Here is a 14,692-nt window from a genome sequence, read left to right as displayed (position 1 = left end):
TTCCTCTTGAAGGTCGCCCGCAGCGACAGGGCGCGCGGGCGACGAATTATCCTTGGCATGACGGCACGGCCCGTCACCCACAAGCATAGCCGCAGTTTGTGAAGGTTCAGGCCCGATCGAGCTGCGTCATCAGGAACGCCAGCCGTTGGGCTGCAAGCCGTTGCTGGCTATCCTGCGCAGCGCTGTCGGCATGGCCGCCCCCCATGTCGGTGTGAAACACCAGCCAGCGGTCGTTCGTCTTCAGCGCGCGCAACTTGGCCACCCATTTTGCAGGCTCCCAGTAAGGCACCAGCGGGTCGTTGAAACCGGCGGTGACCATCAACGCCGGATAGGCCTGGGCGCTAACGTTTTCATAGGGCGCGTAGGAAGCGATCACTGTGTGGGCATCCGGCTCTTGGGGATTACCCCATTCGGCGTAGTCGGGAATGGTGAGTGGCAGGCTATCGTCGAGCATGCTGTTGAGCACGTCCACGAAAGGCACCTGAGCGATGGCCGCGGCGAACAGGTCCGGTCGCTGGTTGAGCACCGCCCCGACCAGCAGGCCCCCGGCGCTTTTACCCTGAATGGCCAAGCGGGCGGGCTCGGTAAAGCCTTGGGCGATCAAGTGTTCGGCGCAGGCGATAAAGTCTGCGAAGGTGTTGGGCTTATTGCCAAGCCGCCCTGCCTGGTGCCAGTGCGGGCCGAGCATCCCGCCGCCGCGCACATGGGCGATGGCCAGTACGTAGCCGCGGTCCAGCAGGCTCAGCTCGGGGATCTGAAAGCTGGGGTCCTCGCTGATGTTGTAGGCACCATAGCCGGAAAGTAGCGTGGGCGCCGGGAATTGAGCATCGACGCGGTAGGCCAGGCTGATGGGGACCTCGGTGCCATCACTTGCGACGGCCCAGAGCCGCTGAATGCGGTAGTGCCCGCTGTCGAAACTGCCCCCGATGGCCACCTGCTGGAGCAGTTGGCACTGCAACGTATCCAGGTCCAGTTCCCAGGTTTGTTCAGCGAGTGTGAAGCTTTCCAAGGTCATGCGCAGGCGGGGCTGCTCGAAGTCAAGGGTGTCGGTTACCTGCAACTTGTAGCTGGCGTGCGCTTGAGTAACGCGGCAGGGCGCCTGCTCGAATCTGTGGACTTCAAGTTGTGTCAGGCCCTGTTCGCGCAAGCTCAATACGAGAGCGGTGCGTTTGGGGTAGAGCTCGGTGAGCACCACGCCGGGCCGAGCGGCAATCAGTGTGCTCCACTGAGCCGGGTCTGGCGGGCAGCCTGGAGAGCTCCATTGATAGCGCACCTCGCCGTCCAAAGCGCTAGCGTGATCTCGCATGAACCAGCAGGGCGCGCCGTTCAGGCAACCGTGGTCCACGTAGTAGCGAGCGTTTTCGGCTCGCGGCCGGACTCTCACAGGGGGCGCCTGCAGATCATACGCATCGATGACCCAGGCCTCGCTGCTGGAAGGGCTCTCGATGCCCATGATCAGGTAGCTACCGGACGCGCTGCGCTGGCAACCGCAGGCCAGATAGGCCTGGTCGTGTTCGTCGAGCACCTTCACTGGCTGCTCATCACCTAGGGTGAAACGGTAAAAGGCTGCCGGGCGCCAGCCGTCGTTGGCCAGCGTGATGTAGAGAATGCTCTGGCTGTCGCCGCCCCAAGCGAACAGGCCAAGGCTGTCGGGGCCGGGTAAGACGCTGGAATGGCCGGTGCTCAGGTCTTTGATATGGATGCGATAGCGCTGGCTACCGTCGCTGGCGAGGCTGTAAGCCAGATAACGATGATCGGGGCTTGCCTGTACCTGCCGAACATCGACGTGGTCGCCCTCTGCGAGTGTATTGACGTCCAGCAGCAATTGCCCGGTGGCCTGCGGGGCAGTCGAGGGCCGGCGATAGTGCTTGGGATAGGGTTCGTCGGTGTTCTGTTGCTGGTAATAGATCCATGGGCCAACCACCAGGCCCAGATCGGGTTGAGCGTGAGCCGGCTGGCGTTGTTCGAACTCCCGCAGCAGTTGCTCCTGCAAGGCCTCGGTGCTGGCCAGGGTGGCCTGGTAAAAAGCATTTTCTTCGGCCAGGTACGCTTTGGCGGCGTCCTGGTCGTGGCGCAGCCAGGCGTAGGGATCGTTGCCGGGGGCCACTGCAGCGATGGGGGCGGTAGGCATATCGGGTACCTCCTTGGACAGAGGCCCAGAGCATGGCGTGCCACTCGCCATCGCATGTGCTAATTAGCTACCGCACCATCCAGAGCGCCGCGAGCAGTGCTGGCGGCATCACTAACGCGCCAATCCCGAGAAAGCGCCAGGCGCCCATGTGCAGCCCTTCACGGCGTAGGGCCGACAGCCACAGCAGTGTGGCGAGCGAGCCGGTGATCGAAAGGTTCGGCCCCAGATCCACGCCGATCGCCAGCCCAGCGACGGTGGTTTCCGGCAGCGGTGCAAGGTTTGGCAAGGCACCCGCCGCCAACCCCACGGGCAAGTTGTTGGCAAGGTTACTCGCCAGCGCTGCGCCGACGCCGGCGACCCAGGGCGCCCACTCCGGGTGCTGCTGAGCAACACCGTGAAGTTGCTGGGCGAGCAGGCCCAGCCAACCGCCGCGCTGTACTGCCTCTACCAGCACGAACAGTGCGGCCACCAGCGGCAGCACGCTCCAACTCACTGCGCGCAGCTCTGCCCACGGCGCGCGTCGCTGCACGAGAGCGACCACCATGGCAGTACCGGCCCCGGCGAGCAGGGTGGGCAGGCCCAGCGCCCAGCCTTGCAGTGAAACGATCACCAGGCCAACGGCCGTGAGGCTCAGGCCCCATGCCGCTACCTTCGCAGGTGCTGCCAAGGGGGGCTGTGCCGGTGCTGGCGCTACCGGGGCGCGCAGATGCTTGCGCTGGATCAACCGCAACACCGCCCAGGTCAGGCCAATGGCCGCCAGCGACGGTAGGCCGAAGCGGGCCAGCCAACTGGTAAGCGGCGGCATGGTATGGCCAAAGATCACCAGGTTCGCCGGGTTGGATATCGGCAGGACGAAACTCGCGGCGTTTGCCACGAATGCGCAGATCAGTAGATAGGGCAGCGGCTCGACGTCGGCCTGCCGCGCGGCGGCATACACCGCCGGGGTCATCACCACTGCCGTGGCGTCGTTGGACAGAAACACTGTGACCACCACGGCCACCACATAGAGCAGATCGAACAGCCGTGTGCCGCTGCCGCCGGCCTGGCGCAACGCAAGTGTGGCTAGCCAGTCGAACAGGCCTTGTTCGCGAGCGACTTCCGCCAGCAGCATCATGCCGATCAAGAAAAGGTAAACGTCCAGGCCTTCGCCCACGGCGTGCCAGGCGGCTTGCCAAGGCAGCAAGCCAGCAATCAGCAGGATCAGCGCCGCAGCAGCGGGCCAGATGAATTCGGGCAGGCGCCAGGGGCGCATCAGCAAGAGCAGGGTGCTGGCCAGGGAAATGATCAGGGTCAACAGGGCAGGGTTCGGCATCAAAGCAGTGCGCCACACAGGGTAGGAATGTGGCGCACTGTAGCCTAACGGCGAGGCGGCGTCAGGCGCTGTATACGCAAGCGTCTGCGGCGGCCCAGCGCACTTTGACGCCATCCCCGGGTTTGAAGGGCAGCCCGGTGGCCGAGAGGGCGCGCACGGTCAACTGCGTACCGCCTGCAGTGGCCACCGAGCAGGTCTGGCTTTCGCCCAGGAAAAGCAGTTCGCTGACCGTAGCACTCACTTCATTCCAACCGGCCGGCAGCGGGTTGATGGCAGCATCAGCCTGGCTCAGCGCGAGCGCTTTCTCCGGCCGCACCATCAGGCGCAGGGCTTGGCCAGCTCGGTGTTCGCTACTCAGGCGAATGGCCAGGCCTTGGCCCTCGAAACTGGCTGCCCCTTGCCCACTGGCCACCACATCAAGGAAGTTGGAGTTGCCGAGGAAGGAGGCAACGAAAGCGTTGGGCGGGTCCTGATAGAGCGAAACGCCAGTACCCAGGCCTACGACTTTGCCATGGCTGAAGATAGCGATGCGCTGCGACAGCCGCATCGCTTCTTCCTGGTCGTGGGTCACGTAAACGATGGTCAGCCCCAGCCGGCGATGCAGCTGGCGCAGTTCATCCTGCAGGTCTTCGCGCAGTTTTTTATCCAGCGCGCCCAGTGGTTCGTCCATCAACAAGATACGTGGCTCATAGACCAGCGCTCGGGCAATCGCGACCCGTTGCTGCTGGCCACCGGAAAGCTGGGAAGGCCGGCGGCTGGCAAAAGCCTCCAGCTGCACGAGGCGGAGCATGGCGTCCACCTTGCGTTCGCGTTCGGCGGCATCGAGCTTGCGGATCGCAAGCGGAAAGGCAATGTTGTCACGCACCGAGAGGTGCGGGAACAGGGAGTAGCGCTGGAACACCATGCCGATGCCACGTTTGTGCGGCGGCACGTTGACCAGGTCTTTACCGGCAACTTCGATGGCCCCGGAGCTGGGCGTTTCGAAGCCCGCAAGCATCGACAGCGTCGTGCTCTTGCCCGAGCCGCTGGAGCCGAGGAAGGTCAGAAACTCGCCTTCCTGGATGTCCAGCGACAGGTTGTCCACGGCCACGAAATTACCGTAGTGCTTGTTCAGGTTGCGCAGGCTCACCAGGGGCTGGCGCGAGGAATCTTGGAAGATAGCGTTCATGGCATTTCCTGAAGTCGAGCTTCGGAGCGACGGCGCAAGCCGGCGGCAATCAGCATCACCAGCACCGACAAGCCGATCAGCAGCGTCGATGCGACGGCGATCACGGGGGTCAGGTCCTGGCGCAAGGTCGTCCACATTTTCACAGGCAGGGTTTGCAGGCTCGGGCTCGCCATCATCACGCTCAGCACTACCTCATCCCAGGAGATCAGAAAGGCAAACAGCGCGCCGGCCACCATGCCTGGTCGAATGGCGGGAAAGGTCACTTTCAGTACCGCCTGCCAGCGCGAGCAGCCGCAGATGACTGCCGCGTCCTCGATGGAGCGATCGAACAGCTTGAGCGAATTGATGATCGAGATCACCGTGAAGGGTAGGGCGACGATTACGTGGCTCACGACGAAGGCGAACAGCGTGCCGGTCAGGCCCAGCTTCAGGAACAGCGCGTACACCGCCACCGCGATGATCACCAGCGGCACGATCATCGGCAGGGTGAACAGCCCGTAGAGCAGGTCGCGGCCTGGAAACTGCCCGCGCACCAAAGCAAACGCAGTGGGCAGGCCCAGGGCCACGGCGAACACCGTGGTCAGCACGGCTACCTTCAGGCTCGAGACCGCCGCGTCCATCCAATCGGGGTTGGCGAAGAACTGCCCGTACCATTTCAGCGTCCAGCCTGGTGGAGGAAACACCAGCCACTGCGAAGAACCGAACGACAGCAGCACGATGAAGACGATCGGCAGCAGCAGGAACAACGCAATGATCGCGGTGGAGCCGTACAGGCCCAGGCGCAACTTCGGGCCCAATGCATTGGGGGTCAACAGCATGGGTCACCTCCCGTGGGTCGAGCCGACCGGCGATTCCGGTTGCAGCTTCAGGTAGCAGTAGAACAGCACCAGGGTAATCAGGATCAACAGGGCGGCGGCGGCGCTCGCCAGGCCCCAGTTGAGGAATGACTGCACCTGCTGCACGATGAATTCAGGCAACATCATGTTTTGCGCACCACCGAGCAAGGCAGGGGTGATGTAGTAACCCAAGGCCATTACGAACACCATCAAGGCTCCGGAGAACAACCCTGGCCGGCACAGCGGGATGAACACTCGCCAGAAGTTGGTCCAGGGGTTGGCACCGCACACGGCACCGGCCTGCAGCACCATCGGGTCGATCGCCTGCATCGTGGCCTGCAGGGGCAGCACGATGAAGGGGATCATGATGTAGGTCATGCCGATGGTCACGCCGGTGAGGTTGTGCACCAGTTCCAGCGGCTGGCTGATGATGCCCAACCCCATCAGTGCCTTGTTCACCACCCCGGACGCCTGCAGCAGCACCAGCCAGGCGTAGCTGCGCGCCAACAAGCTGGTCCACATCGACAGCAGCACGATGTTCAGCAGCCAGCGACCCCAACCGCGCGGCACCAGGGTGATTGCCCAGGCCAGTGGGAACCCCAGCAGCACACTGAACAGCGTCACCAAGGCAGCCACAGAGAAGGTGTTGAACAGCACGCGGGCGTAAGCCGAGTTGGCGAACAGCTCGGCGTAGTTGTGCAGCCCCGGGGTTGGTTCGAGGACCCCGCGCAACAGCAGGCCGATCAACGGGGCGAAGAAGAACAGGCCAAGAAACAACAGCGCCGGCACCAGGATTCGAGCACCACGCCAAGGGCTGCGAGCATGGCTCTGCCCAAGGGCAGCGCCAGAGGCGCTCCCCGAGGTCAGTGCGTGAGCGCGCGATTGCACTTTCACTTCACCAGCCATTCGTTCCACCGTGCCGCGATCTCAGGGCCGTTCTTGGCCCAATACGCGTAGTCCAGAGTGATCTGCTCGTCTTTGTATGCAGAAGGCTGGCTTTTGGCCAGGGTCGAATCCAGGCGCGCGGTACTGTCGACGTTGACCGGGGCATATGCCGTGGCGTTTGCAAAGTCAGCCTGGCCCTTGGCACCGCTGGCGGTCGCGAGGAATTTCATGGCGGCGTCTTTGTTCTTGGCCCCTTTGGGCACCACGAGGAAGTCGGCCATGATCAGGTTTTGCTTCCAGCTCACGCCTACCGGCGCACCGTCCTGCTGCAGCGCGAACAGGCGGCCATTCCAGAATTGGCCCAGGCTCGCTTCGCCGGAAGCCAGTAACTGCTGGGACTGTGCGCCGCCGCCCCACCAAACGATGTCTTTCTTGATGGTGTCGAGCTTTTTGAAGGCGCGGTCCAGGTCCAATGGATAGAGCTTGTCTTTCGGCACACCGTCGGCGAGCAGCGCGAGCTCGAGCACGCCCGGGCTTGCCCATTTGTACAGTGCACGTTTGCCGGGGTACTTGGCGGTGTCGAACAGGGCGCTCCAATCTTCCGGTTTGCTAGCGCCTAGCTTGGACTCGTTGTAGCCCAGCACGAAGGAGAAGTAGAAGGAACCGACAGCGTGGTCTGAAACGAAGCGAGGGTCGATCTTGCTACGGTCGATGGTGTTGAAGTCAAGCGGCTCGAGCAGGCCTTCGCTGGCCGCGCGCAGTGCGAAATCAGCTTCTACGTCGACCACATCCCACTGCACGTTGCCGCTTTCGACCATGGCCTTGAGCTTGCCATAGTCGGTTGGGCCATCCTGAACCACCTTGATGCCGGTGGCTTTGGTGAAAGGCGTAGCCCAGGCGTCTTTTTGCGCGTCCTGAGTGGTCCCGCCCCAACTTACGAAATTCAGGGATTGGTCAGCCGCTTGCGCCGCGCCCACGCCCATCGCCAGCACGCCGGCTGCCAGGGCGGACATCGCCCACTTGTTGAACACCATGTTGTACGCCCTCGCTTTGTTGTGTTTATGCGGGCTGCGCGCCCGCGTTCTTTCGGGAGCAGTTGGTCCAAGGGACTCAAGTATCGACTGGATCGGGCGCTATTGTTGGTGCGTTCCTGGCAGCGCCCTGATCGTCCACAGTCTGGAATGTCATATTATGGTATTCCAAACTTTGTGCAAGCCCTCAACTGGCGAAAGGAATGCTCTCCACGACCTCCAGGTCATAGCCGGCAAGGCCTGTGTATTTGATAGGCGGGCCCAGGTGGCGCAGCTTGCCGACGCCCAGGTCTTGCAAAATCTGTGCGCCAGTGCCCACTTCCGAGTAGCTGCGCACAGCACCTGGGGTGAAACGCTTCGGGGGTTGGGTAAGTTGGGGCACGCGCTCGAGCAGCGCTTGGGAAGATTCGTGGTTTGCCAGCACCACAACAACGCCATGGCCTTCTGCTGCTACTTTTTCCAGCGCAGCCCATAGCGTCCAGTTCGCCGGCCCTGTGTATTCGGCGCCCACCAGGTCGCGCAGCGGGTCGATCACATGAACGCGCACCAGGGTGGGGTGGTCGTGGCGCAACTGGCCCATCACCATGGCCATGTGTACGCCCCCTGTTAGGCGGTCTTCGTAGCTGATCAGCCTGAACTCACCGTGTACCGTGGGCAGGTCGCGTTCGCCAATTCGTGCCACGGTGTGCTCATTGGCCAGGCGATACTGAATCAAGTCGGCAATGCTGCCGATGCGCAGTCCATGTTGGCGAGCAAAGGTTTCAAGCTCGGGCCGCCGCGCCATGCTGCCGTCTTCGTTCATGACCTCAACGATCACCGATGCAGGTGTCAGCCCGGCCAGGCGGGCCAGGTCGCAGCCTGCTTCGGTGTGGCCGGCGCGGGTGAGCACGCCACCTTCGCGGGCGCGCACGGGAAAGATGTGCCCGGGCTGCACGATGTCTTCGGCCCGCGCGCCTGGCGCCACGGCCGCGGCTACGGTACGGGCGCGGTCTGCGGCAGATATGCCGGTGGTCACGCCAGTGGCTGCCTCGATCGAAACGGTGAATGCGGTGGAGAAGCCGCTACCGTTGGTGGGCACCATCTGCTCCAGCCCCAAGCGGATGCAGTGCTCGTCGGTAAGGGTAAGGCAAATCAGGCCGCGCGCTTCGCGAGCCATGAAGTTGATTGCGGCCGCATCGCAGTGGTCTGCCGCCAGCAGCAGGTCACCTTCGTTCTCGCGGTCTTCGTCATCGACCATCAAGACCATCCTGCCTTGGCGAAAGTCTTCGATGATTTCCTCTATAGGGTCGAATGGCATGGCATATTCTCACGGTGCTTGGCAGTTGGAAACCGTGGTATACCATAATACCGAAAACCCGAACAGCACGGAGAAACGCAACATGAAAGGCTATTGGATTGCGCAAGTCGAGGTGAATGACCCTGACCAATACAGCGAGTACACAAGCCGTGCTCCTGCCGCTTTTACCAAGTATGGCGGCCGTTTTTTGGCCAGGGGAGGGCGCAGCGAGGCTTTGGAAAATGGCCCGGCTGCTTCGCGCAACGTCGTGATCGAGTTCGACTCCTACGAGCAGGCTGTGGCGTGCTATCGCTCATCGGAGTATCAGGAGGCGATGGCTCACCGCGAAGGTGCAAGCTCGGCGAAGATCACCATCGTAGAAGGGGTAGAGTGATTACCCCAGGCGAATGTTAAGGCTCTGTGCCTGCCCCTGTTCGGCGGCACGCATGAGCTGCCGCCGTGCAGTCACATTCAGGGGGTTGAGCCAGCTCACTACCGTGTGGCTCTTGCCCAATCGCAGCACATCACAAGCCAGGGCTTGAGGTGATTGGCCAGCCCGCGGCTGCAGCAACAGGATGCGTTCGCGGTTCAGGCCCGCATCACGTAGCCATGTGTGGGTTAGTGCCGCGGGCGGTGCTACCAGCGCGAGCCAACGGCTTTCACCGGCCTGGCTCAGCGCACTCAGAATGGGCGCCATCAGGTTCATGCAGCTTCCCGCGGACCCTTTCAACGCCAATTCGCTGAATGCGTCTTCCATGGTGTGCTCAGGTTCGGCGGGTTCGAACAACGGCTTGGCCGTCGGCGCCATGAATGCTTCGAACAGGGGAAGTTGGCCTTGCCCAGTTACCGCGGGAATACAATGCTGCATGTGATGCCTCCGGTTAGCGGCGGATAACGCCGACACTCAGCCCTTCGATCACGAGGTCCTGTTCTCGAAGATCGACTTCGATAGGGGCAAACTCAGAGTTTTCTGCAAGCAGGCGAACCTTGTGGCCGCTGCGCTGAAAACGTTTGACGGTGACTTCCTCGCCGATGCGGGCTACCACGATCTGACCATTACGCGCCTCTCGACAGGTGTGTACTGCCAGCAGGTCACCATCGAAAATGCCGACGTCCTTCATGCTCATGCCGTGCACCCGCAACAGGTAATCGGCACGTGGGTGAAAGAATGAAGGGTTGATGTTGCAGGACTCCTCAATGTGCTGCTGGGCCAGGATGGGGGCACCTGCCGCGACCCGCCCGATGACCGGGAGGGTGTCTTCATTACGGGCCTCGCTGGCGCCCGGAATGCGGATGCCGCGGCTCGCGCCGGGGGTCATCTCGATCGCACCTTTGCGTGCCAGGGCCTTGAGGTGTTCTTCGGCGGCATTCGGCGACTTGAAGCCCAACTGCTGGGCAATTTCAGCACGGGTGGGCGGGAAGCCGTTTTCGTCGATGCAGCGCCGGATGAAGGCCAGGATCTCCGCCTGGCGGGGCGTCAGTTTCAGCATGATGATTTGCTCTGGCTTTTTATACAGTGACTGGAAGTATATACAGTAGAGCGATGTTGGCAACTGTTCTTTTCGCACCTCGGCGATGCAAATGCCGGCTTAGAAACCCGGAAACCTGTCCTGCGCCTTGACAACCGAACCCGCGCAAACGTAAGTTTCAAACACTTGTTTGCCCCGCCGGAGAAACCATGGCTCAATCGGAGACCGTAGAACGCATCCTCGATGCCGCTGAACAGCTGTTCGCCGATAAAGGTTTCGCGGAGACGTCACTGCGGGTAATCACCGCCAAGGCCGGAGTCAACCTCGCTGCGGTCAACTATCACTTCGGCTCCAAGAAGGCGCTCATCCAGGCAGTGTTCTCACGTTTCCTCGGGCCGTTCTGCGCAAGCCTGGAACGCGAGCTCGAGGCGCGTGCCTGCGAGCCCGAGTCGGCCGCCAGCCTTGAAGAGTTGCTGGAGATGCTGGTAGATCAGGCGATGGCCGTAGAGCCGCGCAGCCACAACGACCTTTCCATTTTCATGCGCCTGCTGGGCCTTGCCTTCAGTGAAAGCCAAGGCCACCTGCGGCGCTACCTTGAAGACATGTACGGCAAGGTCTTTCGGCGCTACATGTTGCTGGTGCATCAGGCCGCCCCCAACGTGGCGCCCCTGGAGCTGTTCTGGCGAGTGCATTTCATGCTCGGTGCCGCAGCGTTCAGCATGTCGGGTATCAAGGCACTGCGCGCCATTTCCGAGAATGACTTCGGTGTCGACACGTCCATTGAACAAGTGATGCGGCTGATGGTGCCGTTCCTGGCTGCCGGGATGCGCGCCGAGAGTCAGGTCACCGACCCGCGCCTGCTCGGCGCCCAGCTGCGCCCGCGCAGCAAGCCGGCCACGGCCGCGAAGGGCTGAGCCAAGACCGCTGCGATCGGTTACAGTAGCGGCTTTTGAGCTACCCCAAGGACGTCCCATGCCTTCCAGCCTCCACGGCGCCCTGATGGTCGACATCGCCGGCACCTGGCTGACCGCCGAAGACCGCCATCTGTTGCGCCAGCCCGAAGTGGCTGGCCTCATTCTTTTCGCGCGTAACATCGAGCACCCGCGGCAGGTGCGTGACCTGTGCCAGGCAATCCGTGCCATCCGCCCTGACCTTATCCTGGCTGTGGATCAGGAAGGCGGGCGCGTGCAGCGCCTGCGCCAGGGCTTCGTCAAGCTTCCGGCCATGCGGGCCATCGGTGGTGTGCCCAACGCCGAGGTGTTAGCCGAGCACTGTGGCTGGCTGATGGCAACCGAGGTACTGGGGGTGGGCCTTGACCTCTCCTTCGCCCCGGTCCTGGACCTCGATCACACGCGCAGTGCGGTGATTGGCCAGCGCGCCTTTGAAAGCGACCCGGAGCGCGCCGCCCAGCTGGCCGGGGCGTTCATCCGTGGCATGAACCAGGCCGGCATGGCTGCCTGCGGCAAGCATTTCCCGGGCCATGGGTGGGCCGAAGCCGACTCCCACGTTGCTATACCTGTGGATGATCGTGAACTCGACACCCTGCGCCAGCACGACCTGATCCCGTTCAAGCGGCTTTCCCGGCAATTGGCGGCCGTGATGCCCGCGCATGTGATCTACCCCCGGGTGGATGCGAGCCCGGCAGGGTTTTCTCGGCGCTGGCTGCAGGAGATCCTGCGCGGCGAGCTGGGGTTTGACGGGGTAATTTTCAGCGACGACCTCTCGATGGCTGGCGCTCATGTGGTGGGCGATGCCGCTGCACGGGTGGAAGCGGCGTTCAATGCCGGTTGTGACGTGGGCCTGGTGTGCAATGATCGCGCTGCCGCCGAGCTGGCCTTGAGTGCGGCGCAGCGGTTGAAGGTCACCCCTGCGCCACGAATTGCCCGCATGGCCGGGCAGGGCACCGCCGGGCTCGACTATCGGCAGCAGCCTCGCTGGCTCGAAGCGCTCGGCGCACTGCGGGCCGCCCACCTGATCGACTGACACGGAGCCTTGCCATGACGGTCTACGCAATCATCGGCGGTACCGGCCTCACCCAACTCGAAGGCCTTCACATCGAGCGCACGCTGGCGTTGGACACACCTTGGGGCGCCCCATCGTCAGAGGTTATCCTGGGCCATTATGCCGAGCGCGAGGTGATGTTCCTTGCCCGCCATGGCCACCCGCACCGCTTTGCGCCACACAGGGTCAACTACCGCGCCAACCTTTGGGCGCTCAAGCAGGCAGGGGCCCAGGCCGTGCTTGCGGTCAACGCGGTAGGCGGCATCCATTCGGCCATGGGCACCGGTCACTTCTGTGTGCCGCACCAGTTGATCGACTACACCAGCGGCCGTGAGCACACCTATTTCGCTGATGACCTGGAGCAGGTTACCCATATCGACTTCAGCTACCCCTATCACGAGCCGCTGCGCCAGCAACTGGTGGCTGCGCTCAAGGCCGAGGGGCTGGCTTTCAGCGACTTCGGCACCTACGGTTGCACGCAGGGCCCGCGCTTGGAAACCGCAGCCGAAGTCGCCCGCCTGGAGCGCGATGGTTGTGACATCGTCGGAATGACGGGGATGCCAGAGGCAGCGCTTGCTCGCGAGCTGGACCTGCACTACGCGAGCCTTGCCCTGGTGGTAAACCCTGCCGCTGGCAAGGCTCAGGCGGTGATCACCATGGAGGAGATCGAGCAGGCACTGCAGGCCGGTATCGGTCAGGCTCGGGCAGTGCTGGCGCGGGTGCTGGCCTAGGCGCTGGCGCCTTCGAGGAAAAAACGCTCCAGCGTGCTGGCTGAACTGGCCGGCGCCGCCCGGCCCAGGCGCTCGGAATCGATCATCCCGCACAGTAGTGATGCAAACAGGTCTGCAAGCACCGGCGCGGGCACGTCGATACGAAACAACCCTTGGCGCTGACCCTCCAGAAAAAAACTGTCGAGCCCCTCCACATAGGCTTTCCAGGGGCTGTAGCGGTCAGTCCAGCGCAAGGCGTCCGGGGTGTACTGGAAGATCAGGAACAGCATCAGCTCGCGCTGGGCCAAATGCTGCTCGATCAGCGTGCGTAGCGCCCCGGCCGGGCCTTCGCGGGCCATGTCGACACTTTCGAGCAACCCCAACATGACCTGGGAGGTATGGTTCATCAACTGGTCGACCAATTGCTCGCGGGTCCCACACAGACGATGCAGCGTTGCCTTGCTCACGCCGACGCTGTCTGCCAGGTCCTTGAGGCTCGCCCGCGGCTGGTCGACGATGGCGACGGCCAACGCTTTGAGTAGGGCATCATTGAGAATGACCCGGCGCATTGAAATCGAACCTGCTGTAGCGCGTGGTGAGGGGACGGCCATTGTGCCGAAAACGCGGTGTAACAGAAAAGTAAAAAGTTACAAAAGGCTCAATTGAGACGAACTTGTCTCAATGGAGCCTTTTGCTTATCATCGCCGCCTCTCGGACCTCTCGAAGGAACACTTCATGCCGCGCCTGCGCGTTACCGCCCTGGCCCTGGTTTTGCTCGCCGTGGCGGGTTGTGAAAAGCCCTCCACGCCTGAAGCGCCCCCTCCCGCCCCTAAACCCGTACAGGTGATCACCACCGTGGCCGAACCGCTTGAGCTGTTTGCCGAATTGCCAGGCCGCATCGAGCCGGTGCGAGTCGCGCAAGTGCGGGCACGGGTGGCCGGCGTAGTGCTGCGCCAGCAATTCAAAGAAGGTGCCGACGTCAACATCGGCGACCCACTGTTTCAGATCGACCCCGCACCTTTGCGTGCGGCGCTGGCTCAGGCTCAAGGCGCACTGGCGCGGGCTCAGGCGCAGGTCGTCGAAGGCCGCGCTCGGCTTGGCCGCTATCGGGCCCTGGCCGAGGTAGAGGCCATCAGCCGCCAGGATCTGGACACCGCCCGTGCCACCCTGGCCAGCGCTGAGGCTGATGTTCAAAGTGCTCAAGCGCAGGTGCAGACCGCTCGATTGAACCTGGGCTATGCCTCGGTACGCGCGCCGATTGCCGGGCGCATCGGCCGTGCGCTGGTCACCGAGGGTGCACTGGTAGGGCAGGGCGAAGCGACGTTGCTGGCACGCATCCAGCAGTTGGACCCCATCTACGCTGATTTCAGCCAGCCGGCCGCCGACGCGTTGCGTTTACGCCAGGGCCTTGAAGACGGCAGCCTCGGCAGCGCGGCCGGCCAGCCCCTGAGCCTTCAGGTAGACGGGGTAGCCCGACGCGCCGAGGGTACCTTGCTGTTCACCGATGTGAGCGTCGATCGCCAGACCGGCCAGCTCGCCTTGCGCGGGCGTTTCGCCAACACCGACAAGTGGCTGCTGCCAGGCATGTATGTACGCGTGCGTGCCCCACAAGGATTGGAGCCTGCAGCGGTGTTGGTGCCCCAGCGTGCGGTGCAGCGTGACCAAGGGGGGCAGGCGACGGTGCTGCTGCTGGTCAATGGTGAAGTGCAGGCCCGGCCAGTCAGTACGGGCGTGATGCGTGACGGCCGTTGGCAGATCACCCAGGGCTTGGCCCCAGGCGAGCAGGTCATCGTGGGTGGCCCTGCCGGGCTGAGCCCAGGTGACCCCGCGCAGGCGGCCGACGAGGCCGTTGAACCCGCCACTGCACCATAAG

15 protein-coding genes are annotated in these 14,692 nt (G+C 63.1%); 5 read left to right on the top strand and 10 right to left on the bottom strand.

Annotated elements, in window-relative coordinates; translation table 11 throughout:
- Positions 1–106: 106 nt before the first annotated feature.
- The 7 genes from F474_RS04035 to ribBA form a co-directional block, all read right to left on the bottom strand.
- Entirely contained in the window at positions 107–2,131 is a 2,025-nt protein-coding gene (locus F474_RS04035; protein WP_165830263.1) for a prolyl oligopeptidase family serine peptidase, read from the bottom strand.
- Between the two features lie 67 nt (positions 2,132–2,198).
- Complete coding sequence (locus F474_RS04030) at positions 2,199–3,443, bottom strand: arsenic transporter (protein WP_097083826.1); 1,245 nt, start codon at positions 3,441–3,443, stop codon at positions 2,199–2,201.
- Between the two features lie 61 nt (positions 3,444–3,504).
- Complete coding sequence (locus tag F474_RS04025) at positions 3,505–4,611, bottom strand: ABC transporter ATP-binding protein (RefSeq protein ID WP_097083827.1); 1,107 nt, start codon at positions 4,609–4,611, stop codon at positions 3,505–3,507.
- A complete protein-coding gene (locus tag F474_RS04020) occupies positions 4,608–5,429 on the bottom strand; it encodes an ABC transporter permease (RefSeq protein WP_097083828.1) in 822 nt (273 codons plus the stop codon). The genes F474_RS04025 and F474_RS04020 overlap by 4 nt, the downstream gene beginning before the upstream one ends.
- A gap of 3 nt (positions 5,430–5,432) precedes the next feature.
- On the bottom strand, positions 5,433–6,353 hold the full coding sequence (locus F474_RS04015; protein ID WP_097083829.1) for an ABC transporter permease: 921 nt from the start codon (positions 6,351–6,353) through the stop codon (positions 5,433–5,435).
- Positions 6,338–7,366, bottom strand: coding sequence for a polyamine ABC transporter substrate-binding protein (locus F474_RS04010; RefSeq protein WP_097083830.1), 1,029 nt, complete (start codon positions 7,364–7,366; stop codon positions 6,338–6,340). The genes F474_RS04015 and F474_RS04010 overlap by 16 nt, the downstream gene beginning before the upstream one ends.
- A 184-nt stretch (positions 7,367–7,550) precedes the next feature.
- On the bottom strand, positions 7,551–8,660 hold the full coding sequence (gene ribBA, locus F474_RS04005) for a bifunctional 3,4-dihydroxy-2-butanone-4-phosphate synthase/GTP cyclohydrolase II (RefSeq protein WP_097083831.1): 1,110 nt from the start codon (positions 8,658–8,660) through the stop codon (positions 7,551–7,553).
- A gap of 82 nt (positions 8,661–8,742) precedes the next feature.
- Between ribBA and F474_RS04000 the strand changes: the two genes are divergently transcribed.
- Positions 8,743–9,033: a DUF1330 domain-containing protein gene (locus F474_RS04000; RefSeq protein WP_097084281.1), complete on the top strand. Its 291-nt coding sequence runs from the start codon at positions 8,743–8,745 to the stop codon at positions 9,031–9,033.
- Here F474_RS04000 and sulA read toward each other — a convergent pair whose 3' ends face one another.
- Both sulA and lexA read right to left on the bottom strand, forming a co-directional pair.
- Positions 9,034–9,507, bottom strand: coding sequence for an SOS-induced cell division inhibitor SulA (gene sulA / locus F474_RS03995; RefSeq protein ID WP_097083832.1), 474 nt, complete (start codon positions 9,505–9,507; stop codon positions 9,034–9,036).
- A gap of 13 nt (positions 9,508–9,520) precedes the next feature.
- A complete protein-coding gene (gene lexA, locus F474_RS03990; protein ID WP_097083833.1) occupies positions 9,521–10,129 on the bottom strand; it encodes a transcriptional repressor LexA in 609 nt (202 codons plus the stop codon).
- Positions 10,130–10,317: 188 nt separating this feature from the next.
- Here lexA and F474_RS03985 point away from each other — a divergent pair, with 188 nt between their 5' ends.
- Genes F474_RS03985 through F474_RS03975 form a run of 3 tightly spaced genes read left to right on the top strand, consistent with a single transcriptional unit; the run spans position 10,318 to position 12,840 of the window.
- Positions 10,318–11,022 (top strand): TetR/AcrR family transcriptional regulator, encoded by a 705-nt coding sequence (locus tag F474_RS03985; protein ID WP_097083834.1) that lies wholly within the window; start codon positions 10,318–10,320, stop codon positions 11,020–11,022.
- 58 nt (positions 11,023–11,080) lie between these two features.
- Positions 11,081–12,091 (top strand): beta-N-acetylhexosaminidase, encoded by a 1,011-nt coding sequence (nagZ, locus tag F474_RS03980; RefSeq protein WP_097083835.1) that lies wholly within the window; start codon positions 11,081–11,083, stop codon positions 12,089–12,091.
- A 14-nt stretch (positions 12,092–12,105) separates the two neighbouring features.
- A complete protein-coding gene (locus tag F474_RS03975; RefSeq protein WP_097083836.1) occupies positions 12,106–12,840 on the top strand; it encodes an S-methyl-5'-thioinosine phosphorylase in 735 nt (244 codons plus the stop codon).
- Here F474_RS03975 and F474_RS03970 read toward each other — a convergent pair.
- Positions 12,837–13,388 carry a TetR/AcrR family transcriptional regulator gene (locus F474_RS03970; RefSeq protein ID WP_097083837.1) on the bottom strand — a complete coding sequence of 184 codons (552 nt, stop codon included), beginning with the start codon at positions 13,386–13,388 and terminating at the stop codon, positions 12,837–12,839. The genes F474_RS03975 and F474_RS03970 overlap by 4 nt on opposite strands.
- Positions 13,389–13,554: 166 nt before the next feature.
- On the opposite strand from F474_RS03970, the gene F474_RS03965 reads away from it, so the two are divergent.
- Positions 13,555–14,691: an efflux RND transporter periplasmic adaptor subunit gene (locus tag F474_RS03965; RefSeq protein ID WP_097083838.1), complete on the top strand. Its 1,137-nt coding sequence runs from the start codon at positions 13,555–13,557 to the stop codon at positions 14,689–14,691.
- The last annotated feature ends 1 nt before the right edge of the window (position 14,692 follow it).

Source organism: Pseudomonas sp. URIL14HWK12:I12 (assembly GCF_003097135.1).
In the GTDB taxonomy this organism is placed as follows: domain Bacteria; phylum Pseudomonadota; class Gammaproteobacteria; order Pseudomonadales; family Pseudomonadaceae; genus Aquipseudomonas.
The sequence above is the reverse complement of the archived record's forward strand: the minus strand, read 5'-3'. Positions and strand labels throughout refer to the sequence as shown.

What these genes read in the sequence shown, in the direction of transcription:
- lexA (WP_097083833.1), bottom strand. Translation starts at nt 10,129, where the DNA reads ATGCTGAAACTGACGCCCCGCCAGGCGGAGATCCTGGCCTTCATCCGG.
- F474_RS04035 (WP_165830263.1), bottom strand. Translation starts at nt 2,131, where the DNA reads ATGCCTACCGCCCCCATCGCTGCAGTGGCCCCCGGCAACGATCCCTAC.
- F474_RS04015 (WP_097083829.1), bottom strand. Translation starts at nt 6,353, where the DNA reads ATGGCTGGTGAAGTGAAAGTGCAATCGCGCGCTCACGCACTGACCTCG.
- F474_RS03985 (WP_097083834.1), top strand. Translation starts at nt 10,318, where the DNA reads ATGGCTCAATCGGAGACCGTAGAACGCATCCTCGATGCCGCTGAACAG.
- sulA (WP_097083832.1), bottom strand. Translation starts at nt 9,507, where the DNA reads ATGCAGCATTGTATTCCCGCGGTAACTGGGCAAGGCCAACTTCCCCTG.
- F474_RS04020 (WP_097083828.1), bottom strand. Translation starts at nt 5,429, where the DNA reads ATGCTGTTGACCCCCAATGCATTGGGCCCGAAGTTGCGCCTGGGCCTG.
- F474_RS03975 (WP_097083836.1), top strand. Translation starts at nt 12,106, where the DNA reads ATGACGGTCTACGCAATCATCGGCGGTACCGGCCTCACCCAACTCGAA.
- F474_RS04025 (WP_097083827.1), bottom strand. Translation starts at nt 4,611, where the DNA reads ATGAACGCTATCTTCCAAGATTCCTCGCGCCAGCCCCTGGTGAGCCTG.
- F474_RS03970 (WP_097083837.1), bottom strand. Translation starts at nt 13,388, where the DNA reads ATGCGCCGGGTCATTCTCAATGATGCCCTACTCAAAGCGTTGGCCGTC.
- nagZ (WP_097083835.1), top strand. Translation starts at nt 11,081, where the DNA reads ATGCCTTCCAGCCTCCACGGCGCCCTGATGGTCGACATCGCCGGCACC.
- F474_RS03965 (WP_097083838.1), top strand. Translation starts at nt 13,555, where the DNA reads ATGCCGCGCCTGCGCGTTACCGCCCTGGCCCTGGTTTTGCTCGCCGTG.
- ribBA (WP_097083831.1), bottom strand. Translation starts at nt 8,660, where the DNA reads ATGCCATTCGACCCTATAGAGGAAATCATCGAAGACTTTCGCCAAGGC.
- F474_RS04030 (WP_097083826.1), bottom strand. Translation starts at nt 3,443, where the DNA reads ATGCCGAACCCTGCCCTGTTGACCCTGATCATTTCCCTGGCCAGCACC.
- F474_RS04000 (WP_097084281.1), top strand. Translation starts at nt 8,743, where the DNA reads ATGAAAGGCTATTGGATTGCGCAAGTCGAGGTGAATGACCCTGACCAA.
- F474_RS04010 (WP_097083830.1), bottom strand. Translation starts at nt 7,366, where the DNA reads ATGGTGTTCAACAAGTGGGCGATGTCCGCCCTGGCAGCCGGCGTGCTG.